Annotated in this window: 18 protein-coding genes and 2 tRNA genes; 12 read left to right on the forward strand and 8 right to left on the reverse strand. The window is 34.9% G+C overall.

All coding sequences use genetic code 11. The features are described from left to right. Positions 1 to 69: 69 nt before the first annotated feature. The gene (locus RTP52_RS03400; RefSeq protein ID WP_312104217.1) at positions 70 to 582 is read right to left on the reverse strand and encodes a transcription repressor NadR; all 513 of its coding nucleotides are present in this window, start codon (positions 580 to 582) and stop codon (positions 70 to 72) included. Positions 583 to 684: 102 nt separating this feature from the next. Further along, entirely contained in the window at positions 685 to 1,377 is a 693-nt protein-coding gene (locus tag RTP52_RS03405; RefSeq protein WP_312369239.1) for a 5'-methylthioadenosine/adenosylhomocysteine nucleosidase, read from the reverse strand. Between the two features lie 290 nt (positions 1,378 to 1,667). Between RTP52_RS03405 and RTP52_RS03410 the strand changes: the two genes are divergently transcribed. Further along, a complete protein-coding gene (locus RTP52_RS03410) occupies positions 1,668 to 1,916 on the forward strand; it encodes a TIGR03905 family TSCPD domain-containing protein (RefSeq protein WP_312104228.1) in 249 nt (82 codons plus the stop codon). 24 nt (positions 1,917 to 1,940) lie between these two features. Further along, positions 1,941 to 3,008 (forward strand): undecaprenyldiphospho-muramoylpentapeptide beta-N-acetylglucosaminyltransferase, encoded by a 1,068-nt coding sequence (locus RTP52_RS03415; RefSeq protein WP_312369241.1) that lies wholly within the window; start codon positions 1,941 to 1,943, stop codon positions 3,006 to 3,008. Between the two features lie 192 nt (positions 3,009 to 3,200). Here RTP52_RS03415 and RTP52_RS03420 read toward each other — a convergent pair whose 3' ends face one another. Continuing rightward, positions 3,201 to 3,617 (reverse strand): HIT family protein, encoded by a 417-nt coding sequence (locus RTP52_RS03420; protein WP_312369243.1) that lies wholly within the window; start codon positions 3,615 to 3,617, stop codon positions 3,201 to 3,203. Between the two features lie 193 nt (positions 3,618 to 3,810). Here RTP52_RS03420 and RTP52_RS03425 point away from each other — a divergent pair, with 193 nt between their 5' ends. Then, complete coding sequence (locus RTP52_RS03425) at positions 3,811 to 4,569, forward strand: sensor histidine kinase (protein WP_312369245.1); 759 nt, start codon at positions 3,811 to 3,813, stop codon at positions 4,567 to 4,569. A 202-nt stretch (positions 4,570 to 4,771) separates the two neighbouring features. Here RTP52_RS03425 and RTP52_RS03430 read toward each other — a convergent pair whose 3' ends face one another. Next, positions 4,772 to 5,365 carry a hypothetical protein gene (locus tag RTP52_RS03430; protein ID WP_312369246.1) on the reverse strand — a complete coding sequence of 198 codons (594 nt, stop codon included), beginning with the start codon at positions 5,363 to 5,365 and terminating at the stop codon, positions 4,772 to 4,774. A 301-nt stretch (positions 5,366 to 5,666) separates the two neighbouring features. Between RTP52_RS03430 and RTP52_RS03435 the strand changes: the two genes are divergently transcribed. The 3 genes from RTP52_RS03435 to RTP52_RS03445 are packed head-to-tail and all read left to right on the forward strand — an operon-like array spanning position 5,667 to position 10,480. After that, positions 5,667 to 6,902 (forward strand): class I SAM-dependent methyltransferase, encoded by a 1,236-nt coding sequence (locus RTP52_RS03435; protein ID WP_312369248.1) that lies wholly within the window; start codon positions 5,667 to 5,669, stop codon positions 6,900 to 6,902. 6 nt (positions 6,903 to 6,908) lie between these two features. Further along, a complete protein-coding gene (locus RTP52_RS03440) occupies positions 6,909 to 9,446 on the forward strand; it encodes a cysteine peptidase family C39 domain-containing protein (protein ID WP_312104201.1) in 2,538 nt (845 codons plus the stop codon). A 17-nt stretch (positions 9,447 to 9,463) separates the two neighbouring features. Then, positions 9,464 to 10,480 carry a glycosyltransferase family 2 protein gene (locus RTP52_RS03445; RefSeq protein WP_312369250.1) on the forward strand — a complete coding sequence of 339 codons (1,017 nt, stop codon included), beginning with the start codon at positions 9,464 to 9,466 and terminating at the stop codon, positions 10,478 to 10,480. 76 nt (positions 10,481 to 10,556) lie between these two features. On the opposite strand, the gene RTP52_RS03450 is transcribed toward RTP52_RS03445, so the two are convergent. After that, on the reverse strand, positions 10,557 to 11,225 hold the full coding sequence (locus tag RTP52_RS03450) for a phosphatase PAP2 family protein (RefSeq protein ID WP_312369251.1): 669 nt from the start codon (positions 11,223 to 11,225) through the stop codon (positions 10,557 to 10,559). Positions 11,226 to 11,397: 172 nt separating this feature from the next. On the opposite strand from RTP52_RS03450, the gene RTP52_RS03455 reads away from it, so the two are divergent. Then, the gene (locus RTP52_RS03455) at positions 11,398 to 12,570 is read left to right on the forward strand and encodes a phosphopentomutase (RefSeq protein WP_312369253.1); all 1,173 of its coding nucleotides are present in this window, start codon (positions 11,398 to 11,400) and stop codon (positions 12,568 to 12,570) included. 111 nt (positions 12,571 to 12,681) lie between these two features. Continuing rightward, positions 12,682 to 13,131 carry a D-aminoacyl-tRNA deacylase gene (gene dtd / locus RTP52_RS03460; RefSeq protein WP_312369255.1) on the forward strand — a complete coding sequence of 150 codons (450 nt, stop codon included), beginning with the start codon at positions 12,682 to 12,684 and terminating at the stop codon, positions 13,129 to 13,131. 243 nt (positions 13,132 to 13,374) lie between these two features. Here the strand turns inward: dtd and RTP52_RS03465 are convergent, their stop codons facing one another. Together RTP52_RS03465 and RTP52_RS03470 are read right to left on the reverse strand one after the other, a co-directional pair. Continuing rightward, on the reverse strand, positions 13,375 to 13,719 hold the full coding sequence (locus RTP52_RS03465; RefSeq protein WP_312104188.1) for a DUF6514 family protein: 345 nt from the start codon (positions 13,717 to 13,719) through the stop codon (positions 13,375 to 13,377). A 237-nt stretch (positions 13,720 to 13,956) separates the two neighbouring features. Beyond that, positions 13,957 to 15,291 carry a helix-turn-helix transcriptional regulator gene (locus tag RTP52_RS03470; RefSeq protein WP_312369257.1) on the reverse strand — a complete coding sequence of 445 codons (1,335 nt, stop codon included), beginning with the start codon at positions 15,289 to 15,291 and terminating at the stop codon, positions 13,957 to 13,959. Positions 15,292 to 15,677: 386 nt separating this feature from the next. Here RTP52_RS03470 and RTP52_RS03475 point away from each other — a divergent pair. The 3 genes from RTP52_RS03475 to RTP52_RS03485 all read left to right on the forward strand — a co-directional run bounded on the left by RTP52_RS03475 (position 15,678) and on the right by RTP52_RS03485 (position 17,931). Beyond that, positions 15,678 to 15,761 (forward strand) — tRNA-Leu (locus tag RTP52_RS03475). Positions 15,762 to 16,220: 459 nt separating this feature from the next. Next, on the forward strand, positions 16,221 to 17,678 hold the full coding sequence (locus tag RTP52_RS03480; RefSeq protein WP_312369259.1) for a bacterial Ig-like domain-containing protein: 1,458 nt from the start codon (positions 16,221 to 16,223) through the stop codon (positions 17,676 to 17,678). Positions 17,679 to 17,846: 168 nt separating this feature from the next. Then, positions 17,847 to 17,931 (forward strand) — tRNA-Leu (locus tag RTP52_RS03485). Positions 17,932 to 18,074: 143 nt separating this feature from the next. On the opposite strand, the gene RTP52_RS03490 is transcribed toward RTP52_RS03485, so the two are convergent. Then, positions 18,075 to 18,542, reverse strand: coding sequence for a DUF3888 domain-containing protein (locus tag RTP52_RS03490; protein ID WP_312369260.1), 468 nt, complete (start codon positions 18,540 to 18,542; stop codon positions 18,075 to 18,077). A gap of 181 nt (positions 18,543 to 18,723) precedes the next feature. Between RTP52_RS03490 and RTP52_RS03495 the strand changes: the two genes are divergently transcribed. Next, on the forward strand, positions 18,724 to 21,369 hold the full coding sequence (locus RTP52_RS03495; protein ID WP_312369262.1) for a MerR family transcriptional regulator: 2,646 nt from the start codon (positions 18,724 to 18,726) through the stop codon (positions 21,367 to 21,369). Positions 21,370 to 21,480: the final 111 nt, after the last annotated feature.

The raw sequence follows: 21,480 nt of genomic DNA on the forward strand, positions 1-21,480 counted from the left end.
TACAGGTGTATATACAGCTGTCTAGACAGAAATATATCATAGACTGAAAAGAATGTCAATCATGTAGTTTTAATCAATAAGATACCCTTTTTCTTTCAATACTGTCTCAATACGGTCTAAAATATTCTCATTATCAGCTTCAACAGTATGATAGTGATTACCTCCTGTTAGCTCTTTTAAAGGAACTGTCTGCTTTTGATTAACCTTAGTAACAAAATCAATCACGTCCTGTTTGTTACTAATGATTAAATCTGCTTCAATTGTTCCATAAATAGCATGGCTAACAATTACATCAAGAATTTTTCCTCCAAGGTCTACGATGGAACTTAGCTCATCTTCGATTTGCGCTGTTGAATGTTTCACATAAAAGCAACGATTTACTTTCTTCGGTTCTTGACAATAAAGGATATAACCTTTCGTAGTAGAAAGGATATTTTTATTGATTGCTCGTAACAAAGCGATATCCTTAACTATCACTTGTCTAGTCACTCCAAGTTGCTTCGCAAGCTCGCTTCCTTGGATAGGTACATTCGCCTCGTTAAGTATCATAAGTAGTTTATCTCTACGTTCCTTTCCCTCCATATGCTTTTCCTTCCTATCATATTTTCTGCACTTACTGCGTACATTTATACACATAAGGTGAATAGAAATTTCATTTTAATATAAATCTTAAATGTAAGAGGCTTAAATCTCTGGAATTAAAGCGGTTACTAGATTTACAGTATGTTCAATTGCCTTAGCTTCAAAGGTTGGATAATCGACGGTTGCACTATTATCTGCCTTATCTGAGATAGCACGAATAATTAAGAATGGTACCTGGTTTAAATACGCAGCCTGAGCGATTGCAGCACCTTCCATCTCGGTACAAAGTCCAGAAAAATTAGTAACTAGTCTATCTTTTTCTACTTTATTTGCAATAAATTGATCGCCTGTTACTACGCGGCCTGTAAATACTGAGATATCTGGATTTACTTTTTTACATAAACTCTCTGCTTTCGTTAATAGTTTTTCATCTGCTTTAAATATTGATGTCTCCATACGAGGGATTACACCGAGATTATAGCCAAAAGCTACAGCATCCACATCATGTTGAAGTGCGTCGGTCGATAGTACAATGTCACCGATATTGATGTCATTATTTAAAGAACCGGCAATACCGGTATTGATAATAGCAGAAGCATGAAATTCATCTACAAGAACTTGTGTACAAATCGAAGCGTTCACCTTGCCAATCCCAGAGCGAACGATAACAACGGCAATATCCCCGAAGTTTCCGCTATAAAAATCCATTCCAGCTTTCTTTGTAATTGTTACTTGCTTCATTTTATTTTTTAATTGAGTTACTTCCTCATCCATTGCACCTATAATTCCAATCATAATATCCTCCATTCTTTTGTGCCCTTTACGATAGTAAAATCATTCCTAATTTTCATGGCATAAACTTTAAGCTAATGGTTTTTCTAGCTTATTATCCTAAATTATTATCATTTATTGTTTTATTATAACAGATTATTTCCTGATTCTACAAGAACTTACCTAGTAAAATCAATCAATGGTCGCTTACTAAAGATTTTTAATTGCAAATTCAATCAAACTGATATAAAATTATGCAATGGGAGTTAGGATAACATATGAAAAGGTGCAAATGTGCCGGAATCGAGGATGAGATGAAATTTAAAACTAGTGGAGTTTGTGCCAACGAAATTAATTTTGAGGTAGAAGAAAAAGAGGGAAAGCAGATTGTTACTGAAGTAAAGTTTACCGGAGGCTGCAATGGAAATCTTCAAGGAATTTCTAAACTTGTAGAAGGAATGCCGGTCGATGAGGTTATCGAGAAATTACAGGGATTAAAATGTGGATTCAAAGCAACCTCTTGTCCGGATCAATTAGCGAAAGCTCTTAAGCAATTAAGCTAGGAGCTATAGCATGGGAGGCAATCTATGAAACGAATTGTTTTAACCGGTGGTGGAACAGCCGGTCACGTAACACCGAATATCGCTTTGATAGCAGGGTTAAAAGAACAGGGATATGAGATACATTATATTGGTTCTTACGAAGGCATTGAAAGAGATTTGATTGAAAAACTTGGTATCCCTTATTATGGAATCTCTTCCGGTAAATTACGAAGATACCTAGATATTAAGAATTTTTCTGATCCATTCAAGGTATTAAAGGGTTATCGTGAGGCGAAAAAGTTACTAAAGAATTTAGATCCGAATGTTGTATTTTCTAAGGGTGGTTTTGTGTCAGTACCGGTAGTACTCGCTGCTAAAAAAAGAAAGATACCAGCCATAATACATGAATCGGATATGACACCGGGACTTGCCAACCGATTATGTATTCCATCTGCTGCGAAAGTATGTGCAAACTTTCCGGAAACTATAAACTATCTTCCTAAGGAAAAAGCAGTATTAACTGGTACTCCTATAAGGAAGGAGTTATTTTCAGGAAACAAGATTAAAGGACTAGATTATTGTGGCTTTACCGCAAATATTCCGGTTCTGTTAATAATCGGTGGAAGTACTGGCGCACTTAAGGTAAATGAAGCAGTACGTAACTTGCTGCCTACCTTATTAAAGCATTTTCAGGTGATTCATTTATGTGGAAAAGGGAAAGTGGATCCTTCGTTTATGAAACAGAAAGGATATGTTCAGTTCGAGTACATTGGAGCGGAGTTGAATCACTTATTTGCAGCAGCTGATATTGTGATTTCAAGAGCTGGTGCGAATGCCATCTGTGAATTATTAGCACTTCGAAAACCTAATATATTAATTCCACTATCCGCAGCAGCGAGCCGAGGAGATCAGATACTCAATGCAGAGTCATTTGAGCATCAAGGATACAGTTATGTAATTAAAGAAGAGGATTTATCGAATGAAACTCTATTACAAGCTGTAAATCATGTTTTTGATAATCAGAAAAGCTATATTGAAGCTATGAAGAATAGTAAACAAAACGATGCTGTAGATAAAATAATAGAATTAATTGAAGAAGTCCGGATAAAATAGATAGAAATTAAAAGTAGAAAAAGCAGAAATCAAATGATGTATTTTGTTTAAATATACATCATTTGATTTCTGCTTTTTTTTATATATAGAATCGACAACTACTTTAAAAAAATTTTACTAGGATTTTTCTTATTCTTATTGGTATTTTTCATAGACATTATTCGACAGAAGATAGGAAGAGATAATGTACAGTTATAAGTTTTGATGAATTTTATTTGCTAGTTTGGCAGCTTCACCATCAGAATAAGAAAGTGTTTCCCAAGGGATTGTAACGCGATCATTCTCATAGCGTGGAATTAGGTGCATATGAAAATGAAATACAGATTGACCAGCTGCTGGTCCATTGTTTTGAAGAATGTTAATACCATCACATTGTAGTGTTTTTTGTATTGCAACGGACAGTTTTTTTGCAACGGAAAGTGCTTTAGAAACCTCAGGTTCTTCAAGTTCGAATAAATTTACAGCGTGCTTTTTTGGTAGTAGTAGTGTATGGCCTTTCGTTGCTGGAGAAATATCTAAAATCGCACGGAAAAGGTCGTCCTCATATACAGTTGCAGATGAAAATTCTCCAGAAGCTAGTTTACAAAAGATGCAGGAATTATCACTCATAAAAACCCTCCATTCAGTTTAAATTGTTTCATTTATTATAATACATTTTTAAATTTTAGCAAGGGAGAATATCCTCTAAATGGCTGAAAATGTCGTATTTAAAGTTGTTATATTTTGTCGTTGCATGTCAACGTGTTGTTGTTGTTTAATATTACAATATTTGCTAAAATATTTGTTGAAAGGGGGCATTAATATGTTAACAATGAAGGATTATGAGCTTTTAAACGAGGTGACAAAAGACAACTCGACGGCAGAGTATGTTTTTCGTCGATTTCGTGATGAGCATCGATTTATTGCGACAAGAACAATTCATGAGCTTCGTAACTGGCTTGCTTGCATTCGAAGTTCACTGCAGTTGCTGGAAGATGATTATCCTGAAACATCAGATAGCAATTATATGCAGTATATAAAGCAGGACATGATGGTAGTTTGTGATCGCTTAACAGAATTCGAGCGTTTATACGATTGTATGGAGGAAGAATTAAAGAAAGGTAATTTACTGGAATTAATTCAGTCTGTCGTACAAGAAGTAAATATGGAATATGAAAAACAAGGTGTCTTGTTATCGGTTAGCTATGACAAAAAGTCAGAATGTTATGCAAGCGAATGCTGTTTTGATGAGTTACGAATGAGACAGGTGATGAGAAAATTGTTGCAGGAAGCGTTAAATGGTTTTAAACCTGGAAATCAAATTAAGGTGTCGTTAACAATTAGTTCAGAAAAGAGCAAAAAAGGTAAATGCGTTCATGTGAAAGTGAGTGACAGTGGCGAGTTTATCCACGAGGAAGATATCCAAAATATTTTTGAACCTTATTATAGTACTGGAGAAGATAATACAGGCGTTGGATTTTCGTTTATGAAAATTACCCTACTACGTCATGGTGGCGATGTCATCGCAAATTGTGACAATGAAGAGTCCTACATAGAATTCTACCTTCCGATTACTGCTTAACGATTACAAAGCTATAAGTACACACTTATTATAGAGAATTCGTGACGCCCAGTCACACGATCTCTTATTTATCAGCGCTGCGGGTTCATTTTCTAGAGGTGGATTCGGGTAGGTAAGAGAGTAAAAAAGAGGCTTCTGTTATACGGAAGCCTCTTTTTTACTGTTCAGACATTCTATACACTTTTCCTATCCTGTTTCCTATCTATCTTTTCGTGTTTTTGTTTATAAAATTCCTTCTACGTTCAATCAATTCCTGACAAACAAGTATCTCAATTACATGTTTTAGCCAAACACCAGAGAACGCACTTGGAAGTTTTTCTGGGAAGGCCATAATATCTTCCGTTGATTCATTTTCATTTATTACTTCATTATCCGTTAGCGGTAAGATTCTTTGGTATATTGAATCAACCATTTTTAGAATCGTAGTACGGTCAGGAATTTTATCATAGATGAAACTGCCATCATGATCCAGTCGATTGATTTCTTTTAGAATTTCGTTTCTAAGTCGTTTGAGATGATAGGAATAGAATGATCTAAACATTTCTAAATCCTTTTGATATTGTTCCAATAAATCCTCACAGGTTTCAGCTTGCTCTAATTTGCTTTCTGCAACTTCAACCGCGGTATTGTATGGAACTTTATATGGTTGTGGAATAGAGTAAAAAGGAATTCTTACCGGTGGGGGTGTATTGTTTTGACGCATGATATAATTGTTTCCGTTTTTTGAGTAGCTTGTATAGTAAGGAGGATTGTAATCAACGGAAGACTGACTAATTCGATCATCAAATGGAGACATAAAAACCTCATATTTATATACTCACAAATAATATATGCGAATGATTACAAGACCGATACCGAAGTTTTCTTATCTTTTAATCAAATCTTAAGATGTTTGTAACCTGTTTGTCCCCAGGGCTTATTGCAGTTTACACAAAAAAAGGGTACAATAAGATAGAAGTATGAAAAATCAAGGTTTTTCATTCAGTATTCTTAGCAAGCAAGTTTTTAAGTGTGAAAAATTCGTATTGTCAGCAAGTACGACAAAGAGCAGCGCATACATGCGGTTATAGATGAATTAGATGGGATGGTATCCTAAGATGGATCAAAAAATATATGAGGCATTTGAGAGTGCATTAACAAAAGATTTAGAGCAGATTATTATAAGTAATTCTTCAGATACAGAAAGTATAAGTAAAATAAAAATTCGTCCCGTGCTTTTGAAAAAAGAACTTTTTTTTCAAGCAAGTAGTTTTTGTGGTACTAAAGTTTTACATTCTAATTATGCAAAAGAAGAACTTTTAGAAAAATTGCCAGATTGGTTTTCTGGGCTTTTTCGTCAAGTGGAAATAAAAACTTTATTAAAGCAAGTAAATATACTAATCAGTAAGAAAGGTACAGTTACGGTAAAAACGAAACAGCGTATACTTAAGGATCCACTTTGGAAGTCTAGTGATGGATTACTTGGAGAGGGTAACCTTGAGCTTATCGATCATAACCGTAAGAAACAATACCTATTAAAAGAAGGCGTTGCTATCCCGTTCATGGTGGACTTAGGGATTATGAGTATTGATGGTAACGTAATAAAAAGTAAGTATGATAAATTTAAGCAGATAAATCGCTATTTAGAATTTATTGAAGATATTCTTCCGAATCTTCCTAAGGAGGAAGAAATTAAGGTGATAGACTTTGGATGTGGAAAATCCTATCTTACCTTCGCTATGTATTATTACCTGAAAGAAATCAAAGGGTATCGTATTAAGATAACAGGGCTAGACTTAAAAGAAGATGTCATAAAAACATGTAATGAACTAAAAGAACGTTATGGTTATCAGGAGCTTGAGTTTAGAAAAGGTGATATAAAATCCTATCAAGGTACCAATCAGGTAACAATGGTTGTTACGTTACATGCCTGTGATACTGCAACGGATTTTGCACTTTATAAAGCTGCGTTATGGGGGGCTAAAGTTGTACTATCGGTACCATGTTGCCAGCATGAATTAAATAAGCAGATATCCTGTGATGATTTACAGCCAGTGCTAAAGTATGGTCTTATCAAAGAACGTATGGCAGCTTTAATGACGGATGCAATACGAGCTAATCTCATGGAGGCTCTTGGATACAAGGTACAAATATTAGAATTTATTGATATGGAACATACTCCTAAAAATATCTTAATTCGAGCAGTGAGAAAAGGTAGTCAGCCACCTGCAAAAGAAATACAAAAGAACCTAAATCAACTAAAGAGTACTTTTGAATATTTAAATTGTAACTTAACATTATATCAATTAATTTCTTCCACGAAAGAGTGGACAGAAGATATAGAGGGGAAATAATCGAAAATGAAATTAATCTATCGTATACTAATTTTGCTTGCGATTTTCCTAGGATCTCTTACTTATTTTGGGATGAATATGGAGGAGCAGATTTTTCATTTGGAAACCAAAACAATGGAAATGGAAAATGCAACACTTCCGTATGTTACTTTATTTACGGAGGGACAGGAGATAAATTTATTACATGGCTATTGTTCTGGTCTTGATGTATTAACTGTTCGAGAGTCCATCACACCGATTTCTTCTTCACAAGAACTTGCTGTTTTGATTACTGAAAAAGAAAATTTAGTAAAGAAATTGAAATATGAAGTGATCTCTGTGGAGGATGGAACTACTTTAGAAGAAGGCTCTTGTTTGGTATTTGATAAAGAGCAAGATTATAAAGTTGCTCGTATAAAGTTTAAAGAAACATTAAATAAAGACACAGAATATGTTCTCCGAATCACGTTAATTACGGATCAGTCAAAGCGTATTTACTATTACACGAGAATCAAAGTAATGGATAATTTTTATTTAAAGGAAAAACTTTCGTTTGTGTCAGAGTTTCATAATTCTACCTTTGAGAAAGATAATGCTGACAATATCGGTAAGTATTTGGAAACAAAGCGTGGATTAGAGGAAAATAACTTTGCAAAGGTAAATATCAACAGTAGTTTGGATATGGTTACTTATGGTGACTTAAATCCAGAGCTGGTTCATATGCAAGTGCCAACGATTACAGAGATAGCGAAAGATACAGCTTCTGTTATGCTTCGATTTATTGTGAGTGTGAAGACGGGTAGTGGGTTGGAATATTATACAGTGGAAGAAAATTATCGTTTCCAATACACCTCAAATCGTACGTATTTATACAATTACGACAGGGAAATGGAAGCTATCTTTGACGTAGATCGAACAAGCCTTGCAAAGAGTGAGTTTAAATTAGGAATAACCAATCATCCTGAGGTCGAAGTGATAGCAAACAAGGATAACTCCATTATCTCTTTTGTTCGCGGACGTGAACTATGGTCTTATAGTTTGGCGGAAAATACCATGGTAAAAGTATTTTCTTTTTATCAGAACCAGACAGATTTTGTTCGAGATACATTTGACCAACATGATATCAAGATTTTAAGGATGGACGATGATGGGAATCTAGATTTTCTAGTGTATGGTTACATGAACCGAGGAGAATATGAAGGAAGAGTTGGGCTTATCTTATATTCCTACGACAAGACCGTAGGGCGCATCGAAGAACAGATATATATTCCGATTAATACTACTTATAACATCCTAAAAGAAGAGATAGGTAGTCTTTGTTATCGAAATGATTTTGATGTATTTTATCTTCATATTTTTGATACAATTTATTCTTATAACTTGACTACAGAAACACTAAAAACAATAGCTACCAATGTACCAAAAAAGAAATTATATTTTTCTTACACAAATAAATTTATCGTTTATCAGGAAGATAAGAGTACTGAAGTAAATAAGATTCATATCTTAGACCTTGAAAGTGGTGCATCCAATGTAATAACAACCGGAAATGGTGAGAATCTAAAGTTATTAGGATTAATCGATAATAATATTATCTACGGAAAATTTAAAAATTCAGACATTACAGTACATGAAGATGGTACGGTTTTAGAGCCAATGTATGAAGTCTTAATCGTAGATAGCATGGGAACTGTGAAAAAACAGTATACGAAAGAGGGCTACTATGTTATCGATGCATATGCGCACGATAATGTGGTGGAACTTACAAGAGTAGAAAAAGATAATTCGGTTGGAGTTGGTTATCGTTCTAGCGAGCCAGACTATATCTTAAATCAGCTTACTACCACCAATAATACCGTTACAGTTACAAAGCGTGTAACAGACAGTATGTTAACGGAATATTATATTTCTCTTGGTAGCGATTATGTTATGGAAAAGTTACCAGAGACAAAGAAAACAGTAAATACCATTATCACCGAGGATACAACAGTTCGTGTCAGTCGTCCAGAAGATTATCGCTCTTACTATATTGCGTACTCTTATGGTAAAATCATTGAATTTACCAGTGATGCTGGAAAAGCCATACAAGTTGCAGATGAACAGGTGGGAATTGTTATGAACCATCTTGGGCAAGTAATCTGGCAAAGAGGAGCGAAGCCAAGCAAGGCACAGATAACAAATGTATCCCAATTTACGAAAGAGAGTGGCCTTACCAGTCTGCAGGCGTGTATGAAAATGTTGCTTCAGTATAAAAATGTTGATGTAAATACTGCAAATTATAATAAAAATGAGCAGACAGCCGTTGAGTATTTGAAGGCGCAGATGAAAGCAACACCAGTAGAACTACGTGGTATTACGTTAGATGAAGCTCTTTATTTTGTAGGAAAGCAAAGACCTGTCATTGCTTTTAAAAATTTAGAGGAAGCAGTAGTAATAACAGGATATGACAACACTTCTGTCACAGTGTTAGACCCATCCACAAGGGGAGAAAAACGATGGACTCTGAAACAGGCGGAAGAAACTTTTGAAAGTGCAAACAGTATATTTATTACTTATGTTGAGTAAAATGGAGGAGAATTGTAATGAAACTTTTAACAGCGGCGATACCGTGTTATAATTCAGCAGCATACATGAGAAAGGCGATAGAGTCTATATTAGTTGGTGGTGAGGATGTTGAAATCATTATTGTAAATGATGGCTCCAAAGATGAGACTGCTGAGATTGCAAGTGAATACGAAAAGCGTTATCCTACAATTGTGAAAGCAGTAAATCAAGAAAATGGAGGGCACGGTTCTGCTGTAAACACCGGTTTAAAAAATGCAACTGGGATGTATTATAAGGTTGTTGATAGTGACGACTGGCTTGAAGAGGAAGCATTATTAAAGGTATTGAAGGTTTTAAAAGAAATGGTGGCTGAGGGCCGATATGTGGACATGTTTATTGCAAATTATGTTTACGAAAAGGTTCACGAAAATAAACAAAAGGTCATAGATTATACTACTGCGCTTCCTCAGCATAAAGTGTTTACTTGGGATGATGTTGGACAGTTTCAGCAAGGAAAATACATGTTAATGCATTCTGTAATCTATCGAACTGAACTACTTAGAGAGTGCAAGTTAGAGTTACCGAAACACACTTTTTATGTAGATAATATATTCGTTTATCAACCACTTCGTTATGTAAATACTATGTATTATATGAATGTTGACCTTTATCGATACTTTATAGGAAGAGATGATCAATCGGTTACCGAGGCTAATATGATAAAACGTATTGACCAACAGCTTAGAGTAAATAAGATAATGATTGATTCCGCAGATGTAATGTCAATCGAGAATAAAAAACTTCAAAGGTATATGATTAAGTTTTTAGGAATCATTATGACAGTATCTTCGGTGTATCTAATTAAAGAAGGATCTGAAGAGAGCCTCAAAAAAAGAGATGATTTATGGAAATATCTAGAGGAGAAGGATAGCGAACTTTGTAAGAAGGTTAGTTCGGGAATTTTAGGTACAACCATGAAGTTTAAAACGAAAGCAGGGCATAGTATCGTTAAAATGGGTTATTCTATTTCTAAGAAAATTTTTAAGTTTGGATAAAAAAATGGTGTTGTTAAGGGTAATAATACCTTAACAACACCTCTGTTACTATCATATAATAGTTTGTTAACTTTTATCAAATTGTTGATTTTATACGCTCTTTTTTCTTTTCAAAAATTTTCGCATAATCTGGAACGTATACCAAAAGATACATGACACTCGATAATAAACTTGCGCTAATAACGTCGAATACGGAGTGTTGTTTTAAAAATACGGTAGACATACAGATTAATATGGAGAGAATTACGGTAGGAATTGTGATATAGCGTTTATCCTTAAGGGAATCGGTATGGAATACTGCAATGCAAACTCCAATTGAGTTGAAGGCATGTATACTTGGGCAAACATTTGTACAAGTATCAGTCCGGTAAAGGTTACGAACAATATCGATTAAGATATTGTCACGACCTATGGTAGCTAAATCTGGACGTAGGTCCTGCCCGTTTGGCCAAATGGTATATATTAATAAGCATACAGTCATACCAATAAATAAAAAAGCAGTGGAACGATAATATTCTTTTTTGTCCACAAAAAATAAGTAGCCAACAACTAAAGCGATGAAGCCAAACCACATATAATAAGGAATAACGAATAATTCATTAAATGGAATGTAATCATCAAGTTTAATATGAACGGAATGATAGGTTACAGTAATTGTTTTTTCTAGATAAATGAACCATGGAGCATAGATAAAGAAATAAAGTAATACCCATGCATGTTTGTATTTTTTTATGAATGTATTCAAGTGAACACGACCTTTCTTGAATGGGACTATATACTATCGTTTTCGTAAATCGTTGTGATTATAACATATTTCTATTATTGTAACAATAGATTTCTTAATATTGTATTGAGTAACATTATGAAAAAATTCTTAAATCTGTCAACAAATTATTAAAATAGAAAAAGGAGAATCTATGAAACGAGTATTTTTAATTGTCTTAGACAGTGTTGGTATTGGCGAAATGCCAGATGCAGCGAATTATAAAGATGAAGGTAGCAATACCCTAAAAGCAGCCGCTAAAAGTGAATTTTTTTCAACCCCAAATTTAGAAAAGTTAGGACTTTTTCATATGGATGGGTTAACTGATATGGCTAATAGTAAAGTGGTACCTCAAGCTACTTATGGAAGAATGACAGAAGCGTCGAAAGGGAAAGACACAACCATCGGACATTGGGAAATTTCAGGAATTATTTCTGAAAAACCGCTTCCTACATTTCCTGAAGGGTTCCCAAAGGAGCTTTTAGAGGAATTTGAAAAGAGAACAGGTAGGAAGGTAATTTGTAACAAGCCGTACTCAGGTACTGAAGTAATCAAAGACTATGGGAAAGAGCATGTGGAAACAGGCGCTTTAATTGTCTATACCTCCGCAGACAGTGTATTCCAGATTGCAGCACATGAAAGTATAGTGCCAATTGAGGAATTATATCGCTATTGCGAAATCGCAAGAGAAATTTGCCATGGGGCAACAGGAGTTGGTCGTGTTATTGCAAGACCATTTGAAGGGGAGTATCCAGACTATAGAAGGACTGCAAAGCGTCATGACTATTCTTTACAGCCACCAAGAGATACTATGCTAAATCAGTTAAAAGAGGCAGGTTATTCTGTACTTGCAGTTGGTAAAATAAATGATATCTTCGCAGGTAGTGGTGTTACGGAAATGGTTTATACAAAGAATAATGCAGAAGGTATCGAAGAAACATTAAAATATCAAAAGAAGGAATTCGAAGGTTTATGTTTTATTAACTTAGTTGATTTTGATATGGTATATGGTCATCGTAATGATGTGGATGGCTATGCGAAGGCGTTATCTTATTTTGATGAGCAACTTCCAAGATTTTTAGAATCAATGCAGGAAGAGGATATCTTAATGATTACCGCTGACCATGGTTGTGATCCGTCCACTCCTTCTACAGATCATTCCAGAGAGTATACACCATTAATTGTTTATGGAAATCAGATTAAAGGAAATACTAATTTAGGAACAAGAAAAACTTTTGCAGATATAGGATCTACCATTTTAGAGTACTTTAATGTTCCAAGTAGAATTCAAGGAGACTCCTTCTTAGAGGAATGTATGAAAAAATAAATTACTACAATAAGAGATGGTCTGAAAGATTATATTTTCAGACAGGAAGTTTATGCCTACAGAATACTTGGTAAGGCTTCGTATTGAAACTTACGCAGGAATGGAGATAACATGAAGTTAGTGATACAAAGGGTAAGAGAAGCGAACGTGGTAGTTGATGAAAAGGTCATTGGTAAGATTTCAAAAGGATATGTAGTTCTCTTAGGTATAGGGAAAGAGGATACTAAGGAGACGGCTGATTTTTATATAAATAAATTACTAAAATTAAGGATCTTCGAAGATGAGCAAGGTAAGACAAATCTATCATTAGCGGATGTATCTGGAGAGCTCCTTATCATATCTCAATTTACCTTGTATGCAGATGCAAGTAAAGGAAACAGGCCGAGTTTTATCAATGCTGCTGCTCCAAAAGAAGCAGAAGAATTATATGATTACTTTGTTATGAAGTGTAAACAACTTGGGGTTACAGTTGAGACGGGAAGATTTGGTGCGGATATGAAAGTGTCCTTAGTAAATGATGGACCTTTCACTATTGTACTGGATGAATCAATAAAGAAATAAGCGAATAGAGAAAACTCTCCAGAAAGGTAAATAGATTACGTTCTCTGGAGAGTTTTTTACATGAGATAAGAGTATAAAATTTCTATAGATGCATTAAAAGTCTAATTGAATATTTCTTTGTATACCATAAAAGTCTACCTTAATTTTATGAATACCATAAAAGATTACTTCGATTTTCTATGGATACTATGCAAGTCTACTTAGTAGCCTATTTTAATTTTTCTGGATATTATGTATGTATATTTAACTAGCGTAGCAAGTATCGTCTATCAGTTTGTCAGAGATAACATCAATAAGGTGTACCGGAAAAACCTTATGTTTGATTAATAAATCAAGGATGCTATTAACGTAAGCTTTATCCTTGCTGATGTTTCTAACTACGGAATCATTTAATAGCTCAAGATTCTGATTGTAGAGCTCACAACGAATTCCATACTCCCATAGCTCGTACTCCTCAAAATATGGATTTACCGAGTAGAGCAATTTATACCTGATCGTATAATTGTTCTCGGATACAGACCATTGCTCTGGATTTACGAATTCATTGTCAAGAGTTACGGGGTTTGTTGTTTTGTTTGTGTTCGACATATGTTTCATCTCTCTCCTTACGCAAACGATGGTACCATCGCTATTTTTATTTCAGTAACTTATTAAAGTTACTGTGTCAAGCAAGTTAAATCTTAGATTTCTTGCTTGTTACACACGTCTTGTAAATTTCTAACATTTGCCCATTTGTTTTATTATAATTTCTATTTCGACATCTTGATATACCACTTTGGTTGATAAGTCGAATAATGTAGAAACAGCATCTAACAAACTTAGCATTCACAAATGTGGGCCCCCTAGTTGTTCATTATAGTAATAGTGAAGCAACTCCACACGTGAACTAATATTAAGTTTATTATATGCATTAGAAAGAGTCCGTTTCACAGTTCCAACGGTGATTCCAAGTTTGGAAGCGATATAACTATTTTTCTCTCCTTCTGCTGCAAGGATAAGGATTTGCCTCTCTCTTGGAGTTAATGATACGTTACTTCCGGAATTTAATCGAACCTGTTCGGTATTATCTACAATAATAACGAATACTTTCCGTATGAGTTCTTGATGTAAAATAGGTATTAAAATTAATTTGAAGTAAAAGTTTATTCTCCCATGAGGCAAAGTCACAGGAGATTCTAAAGTAGTACGCTTTTCAAAAAGTTTAACCCAATGTTTACTTTCTAGCAATGCAGGTACACTAAATTTGGAGTACTTTTGCAGGATATCAGTCATTACAGGGTTAATACGTTCAATCGAAGCCTCTTCTTTTGATTCAACCCTTAATACAGCAACTGCGTTTGTAGTTGCGTGAAAAAGGGCACTATACTCTTCTAATAAGTCCGCCGCTATCTTTTTTGCTTCAACCTCAGCAGTTATATCTCTGGCACAACAAAGTACCTGTCGATAATTATGCTGCTGCAATGGGACGAAAGTGACCTCAAGGTGATAGGCTCCATTGCTTGGTACACTGTATTTTGTAATATCTTGTTGTGAACACATGTAGTGAAGTGTAGCTCGATAAGTCTTACCAAATCCAAGTGCATGTGTAACATTGTTAGTAATGAAGTGAAATACATAAGGTGGTACAATTTCGTTTAATTTTTTTTTCTCTACATCTATTTTTGAAAGCTTAAGATAGTCGAGAAACGGTGAATTATATGTAGTTATCTGCAGTTCCTTAGGATCAACTAGTTGAACTATAAATAAAAGATCATTCATAGAATTGTATAAAGCATAATTTAGATTCTGAGTTGAATCTAAATTTTTTAGTGTCATGGGAAGATATATTAATGTAGCAAAACAAAAGTAACAAATATTGCCAAGATGTGGTACCAATACTACCGATATAACATACTGTAAGAACTTATCTTTTATTTTTACCTTCTTATGGCATCGAAATGTATTATAGTCAGAATCTAGTTTCCGTAGTGCTTTCTTAAACATCTGATATTCTTTTCCCTCAATGAAATCTTTTAATGGTATAGGTGGAACAGTAGAATAGGGAATATTAAGAAACTGATTAAAACGTTCATCAGAATAGGATAGCATTAATTCATCATCTTTCCATTCTATGATGAACGTAGCCATATCTTGGTTATGTACATATTCGGATTGCATCATGACCTCCTTATGCCGAAACGCTATTGCTATTATAACATGAATATGGAAAAATTACAAATAAATAACAGATAAAGTCACAATTTGGTAACAAATAATAGGAAAAGTTTTGGTTTATTTTGTCGAAATAGACTTTTAGAGAAAATGAGGTCCATATTTGTAGAAATTTCATTAGACATTTCACTATTTGTGATGATTTATTTGAAAAAAATCTATAGTAGAAAAAAATAAATTTTTATACCAAAACATAATTAGGAATAAAAAATAACTTTTAGGCTCATAGTTTATGGAACAAATCCGTTACAAGAATAGCTTACTTAACTATAGTTTCATAGTTGAAATTTTTTATCCGTGGTGCTATAATTACTAAGTCGCATTTAGTGTGAAATGCAGTTGTGGCGGAATTGGCATACGCGCATGATTCAGGTTCATGTTCAGGCAACTGAGTGTGGGTTCAAGTCCCATCAACTGCAGTATAGAAAAACAGCCGGAAAACCATTGATTTTACTAGGTTTTTCGGCTGTTTTATTTTTAGCTTCGTTTTTCGAATTAATGCGAAAACGCATAAAAAAATTTAGTCAAATGGTTGGCAATGCCATCATAACAGCTCTAGAATTTGTTTCTGGTATAGATTTTTTTGTGGATGTGCTTTGTAGAAATCTTTTGCTTATAGTATACCACTCGCATCAGTATAGTTTAAGCTATGAATTCAACATGGTTAATGTTATCATAATTGACAAATCGAAGAAAAGTGCTAAAGTAGACGCAAAGGCATGACGATAATAACTTATGATGATATATAGATAATTGATGTATCAAAGTGAGGCATATCAAGAATTGAAACATCAATGTGAGATAATGAATAGTTACTATGAATGCTTGATAATCTTTCATTATAAAAGTTAAGAACATAAGGAGAAAGGAGTAGCAGAATGTTTGAGAAAAGAATAGGAAAGAGTAAGGTTGTTAGAAGAATAGCATGTTTTAGCACAGCATTTTTACTAGGGATAACTAATGTTGGCGGGACTCTTGATTTACATAGTATAGAAACAGCATATGCAGATACAGTAACTGAACCTAAAGTGGTTAGTCTTGTTGCATATTATACGGGTACTTCTGTTTTGGTAGGAGATAACATTGAACCGGAAAAATTAAAAGTAACGGCGTATTATGAGGACGGTACTTCTAGTGAGGTGAAAGGCTATACGTTAGCTACCACTAAAGTTACGCAGGTTGGATCTAACGAATGTATCGTTATTTACAAAGGTAAAGTAGCGAAGTTTTATATTACAGGAAAGACATTATCTAGCTTTCGTGCTTACTATTATGGATCAACCGTAAGTGTAGGAAACTCCGTAGATCCAAGAAAAATTACAGCAACGGCTGTATATAGTGATGGAACAATTGAAAATGTTGAGGACTTTAACATAGTAAATAAAGTAATTACTTCAACTGGAAATAATACGATAACTTTAACTTATAAGGGATTAACATATAATATTACAGTATATGGTACATCTCCAAAAGAACTTTTAACACTCTATGCAACCTATACAGGGGAATCTGTAATGATTGGTGGTGGTGTTGATCCAAGGAGGTTAGAAGTAACAGCGGTTTATAAAGATGGTTCCACTGAAACAATCAATAATTATTCCTTAAGCCCTGAAATAATAACAAAGATTGGTGTACAGCTTGTTGTGGCATCTTATCATGGATTATCTGCTCCTTTTCAAGTAACTGGAGCACAAAAGGATATTGTCAGCTTAAAGGCTACCTATAAGGGAGATCCAGTTGGTGTTGGATATTCCGTTCGTAAAAGTGATGTTGAAGTAATAGCGACATATAGTGACGGTACGAAACAACAAATAACCGACTTTAGACTATCGTCTCCAACAATAACTTATGAAGGGTACCATATCGTGATTGCTGAGGCTGGTGGAGCATCCTCTGAATTTATTGTTCAGGGTGTAGCAGCACAAAACATCACCTTTTCGAATGCTCTCAAATTTGATATAGTAAATGGAAAATACAAAGGTAAAGTTGATGTTAACTTACCAAAGAACTTAAATGCATCTTTATTTACGGGAGAAAGTTTACCAGCAAGCTCTGTATCCAGACTCCTATCAAGGATGGTAAGCAAAAGTGAATTCATTGCTTTTGAAATAGGTATCAAAGATGATGACGATTCAGATAGTGTAATAGATGAATTTCCGCTAATTATGCGTGTAACAATCCCAGATGGATTTAATGTCAAAGATTGTGAGATTTATTATACACCGAACAGAAAGTCTATTATCGGTAAAATGAGTACTGATATTACTGGTGCAAAAACTTTACAGTGTACCATCTATAGCCCAGGTACTTATATCCTTTCGTATTCGAAAAAATAGGCTAAGATACTTAAGAAAGAGCATTTTATAAGTGCGATAGAATGGAAGATAATACATTCTAAGTTTTTAAAAATATTAAAAAAAGTACTTGCAATTTGAAAATAATCATGTTATATTAATATCTGCCCGTTGCAACAGACGGGCAGTATTTCATAAAGAAAATACTTTGCAGTCGTGGCGGAATTGGCATACGCGCTAGACTAAGGATCTAGTCCGGGTTGACTGGGTACGGGTTCAAGTCCCGTCGACTGCAGTATATAGCGAGGAAAACTCGCAAGGAAAAAGGAATCGAACTTTCGGGTTTGGTTCCTTTTTTTGTTGAGTCGATAGTCGGGAGAATCTATGTAAGCACTGGAAGTGTGGTCGATTGAAATGACATAAAAGATTTCTGAAAAATTAATTCTTTGTTTCGGGGTAAGTCTTAATCATATAATTTTGTAACCATGGGGGTATTTCATACGATTTTTTATGAGTAAAATTTTCTAAAGTTTTAGTTCCAAATACATCTACTTTATAAGTGATTTCATCATCACCTACGGGATTATGTGCACCAATCACTGGTGTTGTTTCAAATGTGATGTGGATATTACCAAGTTCTTTTTTAATATCTTTTATCTTAAATTCATAATTGAAATATTCTAATCCATCCGAAAAGTAATTATCATAGAATTTATTGCTATCTGTAATGATATTGTTCATAAATAAAGCAATGATTAATTCATCTTTTATTTCAGACTTGGTAGTTGACTCGATACTAAATGTTGTAATTACGTGATTTTTCCGTAAATACAAAAACATTTCAAATAGTAATATACCTAATAAAATTAGTATAACAATGAATTGCCATTTTTTATTATGCTTCATGACTTCACCTTTAACATTGATATAATACAATATATTAATGCCACAGATGTTTATTCGTCTTGTAATGGAGAAGCAGACTACATATACGAAATGGAAAGTTTTACTCGCAAGTTTTTTCAAAGCATTGACTTTGACGTTAGGTCAAGTGATATAATTAAGAAAAAAATGGAGGACGTGGGTTATGGACTTAATGAAAATCACAGAAGTAACGGAAAAGTTCGGTATATCCTCAAGGACACTGAGATATTATGAGCAGGTAGGTTTGCTGCAAAGCGAGCGTCCATCTTTTGAAAAATACCGCTTCTATGACAGTGAAAACATCAGCCGGTTAAAACAGATTCTAGTGCTGCGGAAAATGCAGATTCCAATCAAGGATATTCTGAGAATATATGAAAATCAGGACATGGAAATTCTGGTGCAGAGCTTTGTCAAACGAATTGAAGAAATCGACGATGAAATTAATACCCTTTTTCAGCTTAAAACATATATCAACGATTTTTTAAATGCCATGATCGCACACGGAATCACGCAAATTTCTGCTTTGCCCCTGCTCTATGAAAAGGTGGAAGCAGAGCTGTTATCCATTGAAAAACGGGATTTATCCATAGAAAAGTTGAGTTTTCTTTCAGATAAGCTGGCGAAGCCACTAGATATGGATATTGTGGTATTACCGCCAATGTTTGCAGTAACTTCTGTACAGACAGACAGCGAAAATTCAGACATAGAGGCTTTTTGGGACTGGCTTTCTGCAAATCAAATTCCATTTGGCAAGCCAGGAAGCCGAACCTTGTTCGAGTATCAGCATGAAGATGACATTGTCTTCATGCAAAAGTTAGATGGGCCGATCCCGAATTGTCCGTTTGTATGCAGGAAATTTTCTGGGGGTTTGTTTGCAGTTTCTTCTGCTTTTACAGATGAAGATTTAGGAGCTTTGCAGTACAGAATGATACAGGCATTTGACGATAACTCAAATTATGAAGTGGATTTTCAACACAACGGAAACTTACGACATGATACGCTTATTGAGTCGGTATATTCTCCAGATAACAAGCGCGAACGGGTGAATAGTTATCTACCTGTAAAGGAGCGCAAGCCGGACTTTTCGGATTACGTTAATTTTGAACAAATCCACGATATAACCTTTGAAGAAATAAAAAAGTCTAACCCTGTTTTACGTGAATATGACGTGGATTTTCATAAAATCACTCCGATTTACTATCCGCATTATCAGGTTTTGGAGAATGGTGAGGCAGAGTTTATAGCATGGATTTCTGAAAGAAAGCTTGATACGAATGTAGCTGTTAGGTTGCCTTTTCGCATTGATATTGAATTTTTATCAGAAAAGAAAAGCGAAGAATTCCTTTGGGGAACTACCGAAGGGAGTTTGTGGTTTTCCCACGGAAGCTGCACCTACACGATGAATGCTGAAAACTATGCTGAAGAAGCACTGAAAAAACATGCTATCACCTTCCGGCAACCTGTGTTAGGTAATGAATTATTGTATCCCCATATCGGAGACATTCCACACGACCAATATAATAAACTAACATGGATGGTTGGCGAAAAGCATTTTGCGGTGATTTTAAATGACGAGGTTCGCTTTTGCGGTATAAACTTTCCTTACATGGAAATGGATTTACATTTGCAAGCACCTCAGACGATAATCATCGGCACAAACGGGCAGGGAAAGAAGGTGTTTCGCTCTATTAAAATTTCGCAGCTTAAAACTACACCAAAAACATATATAAAGCAAGGAGTATTAAGTATGAATGTAAAGCAAAGTAATAATGTTCTACCGAATTTAAGGCAAATCGTTCACCCTGAATATGGTCAAAATTATTGGTTCAATGGCTGTGCGGCTTATTTGATGGAATGCTTAGGCCAAAATGAGTTTGACTACAGTTTTTTTGCAGGTCTGACAGGGGAGAATTTTACGCAGGTTTTCTCCAAAAATCATTTCAGAGGGAATGGTGTAGTCGATTACTTTCTCAGCGAAAAAGATAACCATCATTTTATTGAGTCGATTTTTGAAAGGTGTGATTATGCCAGCACTTTTGTTCCTTTGAAACAAATTTTAAGCAACCGTGAAATGTATGTACAGATGCTGATGGCGTATATCGACAAGGGCCTGCCTGTGATTTTGAATGATTACGGCAACAATCCGCACAACCGTCCTAGTTGGGGTGTACTCGTTGGCTATGCGGATTATGGAAAAACCTTGCTCTATATGGGCGGTGACGGAACAGAACCCGATTATATCTCTGTGGAGGATTTACTACCAAAAGGATATAAGGAAGAGGGTCAGCATTGCCATGGATGGCTGTTTATCGGTGAAAAAGAGGAAAAAAAGGATTTAGCAGGAATTTATCGAGAGAGGATTTTATCTTTACCGCAATTGCTCACTTTTGAAAATGAAAACTACTGTTTTGGTGCAAAAGCATTCTGTACATGGGCAAAAAGCATAGATGAGGGCTTATTTGAGCAGATTATGCCAGAAGACTTTGACGACTGGGGGATGCATACGGCTTATGTATGCTGTCTTGCCACTAACAGCAGTGTTATCAAGGTTTTTTTGGAGAAGGCGCTGGCTCTTAATCCAGATTTAATCTTTATTCAGGATATGATTGCGCTGTACGAGCAAATGGGGCGATATTGGAATAATGATAATGGTGCGGATTTAGAAGCTTTGGGCGGTGGATTTAATGTGACGCTGGATGCCCTGCAGGATAGGGATAGGCGTAAAAAAATTGCGGATAAGCTAAGAAGATTTGCAGTTTGTATGGACGAGGTGGTGTCAACAATTGACCAATTCAAGGTGGAGTCCTAGACTTAGTTTTCTAAGTTGACGATATAATTTTACACCTCATCCCAAGAATTTAAATTAGTTTGAATCAATTGTCGATTTATGCAATATTATGTTCCTATAGGTCGCTTTATT

Source organism: Lachnoclostridium sp. (assembly GCF_031997925.1).
Lineage (GTDB): Bacteria > Bacillota > Clostridia > Lachnospirales > Lachnospiraceae > Lachnoclostridium.

Excerpts from the sequence above, each read along its gene's own strand:
- RTP52_RS03480 (WP_312369259.1), top strand. The coding sequence starts at position 16,221 with ATGTTTGAGAAAAGAATAGGAAAGAGTAAGGTTGTTAGAAGAATAGCA.
- RTP52_RS03455 (WP_312369253.1), top strand. The coding sequence starts at position 11,398 with ATGAAACGAGTATTTTTAATTGTCTTAGACAGTGTTGGTATTGGCGAA.
- RTP52_RS03465 (WP_312104188.1), bottom strand. The coding sequence starts at position 13,719 with ATGTCGAACACAAACAAAACAACAAACCCCGTAACTCTTGACAATGAA.
- RTP52_RS03445 (WP_312369250.1), top strand. The coding sequence starts at position 9,464 with ATGAAACTTTTAACAGCGGCGATACCGTGTTATAATTCAGCAGCATAC.
- RTP52_RS03440 (WP_312104201.1), top strand. The coding sequence starts at position 6,909 with ATGAAATTAATCTATCGTATACTAATTTTGCTTGCGATTTTCCTAGGA.
- RTP52_RS03415 (WP_312369241.1), top strand. The coding sequence starts at position 1,941 with ATGAAACGAATTGTTTTAACCGGTGGTGGAACAGCCGGTCACGTAACA.
- RTP52_RS03435 (WP_312369248.1), top strand. The coding sequence starts at position 5,667 with ATGGATCAAAAAATATATGAGGCATTTGAGAGTGCATTAACAAAAGAT.
- RTP52_RS03405 (WP_312369239.1), bottom strand. The coding sequence starts at position 1,377 with ATGATTGGAATTATAGGTGCAATGGATGAGGAAGTAACTCAATTAAAA.
- RTP52_RS03470 (WP_312369257.1), bottom strand. The coding sequence starts at position 15,291 with ATGATGCAATCCGAATATGTACATAACCAAGATATGGCTACGTTCATC.
- RTP52_RS03410 (WP_312104228.1), top strand. The coding sequence starts at position 1,668 with ATGAAATTTAAAACTAGTGGAGTTTGTGCCAACGAAATTAATTTTGAG.
- dtd (WP_312369255.1), top strand. The coding sequence starts at position 12,682 with ATGAAGTTAGTGATACAAAGGGTAAGAGAAGCGAACGTGGTAGTTGAT.
- RTP52_RS03490 (WP_312369260.1), bottom strand. The coding sequence starts at position 18,542 with ATGAAGCATAATAAAAAATGGCAATTCATTGTTATACTAATTTTATTA.
- RTP52_RS03430 (WP_312369246.1), bottom strand. The coding sequence starts at position 5,365 with ATGTCTCCATTTGATGATCGAATTAGTCAGTCTTCCGTTGATTACAAT.
- RTP52_RS03420 (WP_312369243.1), bottom strand. The coding sequence starts at position 3,617 with ATGAGTGATAATTCCTGCATCTTTTGTAAACTAGCTTCTGGAGAATTT.
- RTP52_RS03495 (WP_312369262.1), top strand. The coding sequence starts at position 18,724 with ATGGACTTAATGAAAATCACAGAAGTAACGGAAAAGTTCGGTATATCC.
- RTP52_RS03400 (WP_312104217.1), bottom strand. The coding sequence starts at position 582 with ATGGAGGGAAAGGAACGTAGAGATAAACTACTTATGATACTTAACGAG.
- RTP52_RS03425 (WP_312369245.1), top strand. The coding sequence starts at position 3,811 with ATGTTAACAATGAAGGATTATGAGCTTTTAAACGAGGTGACAAAAGAC.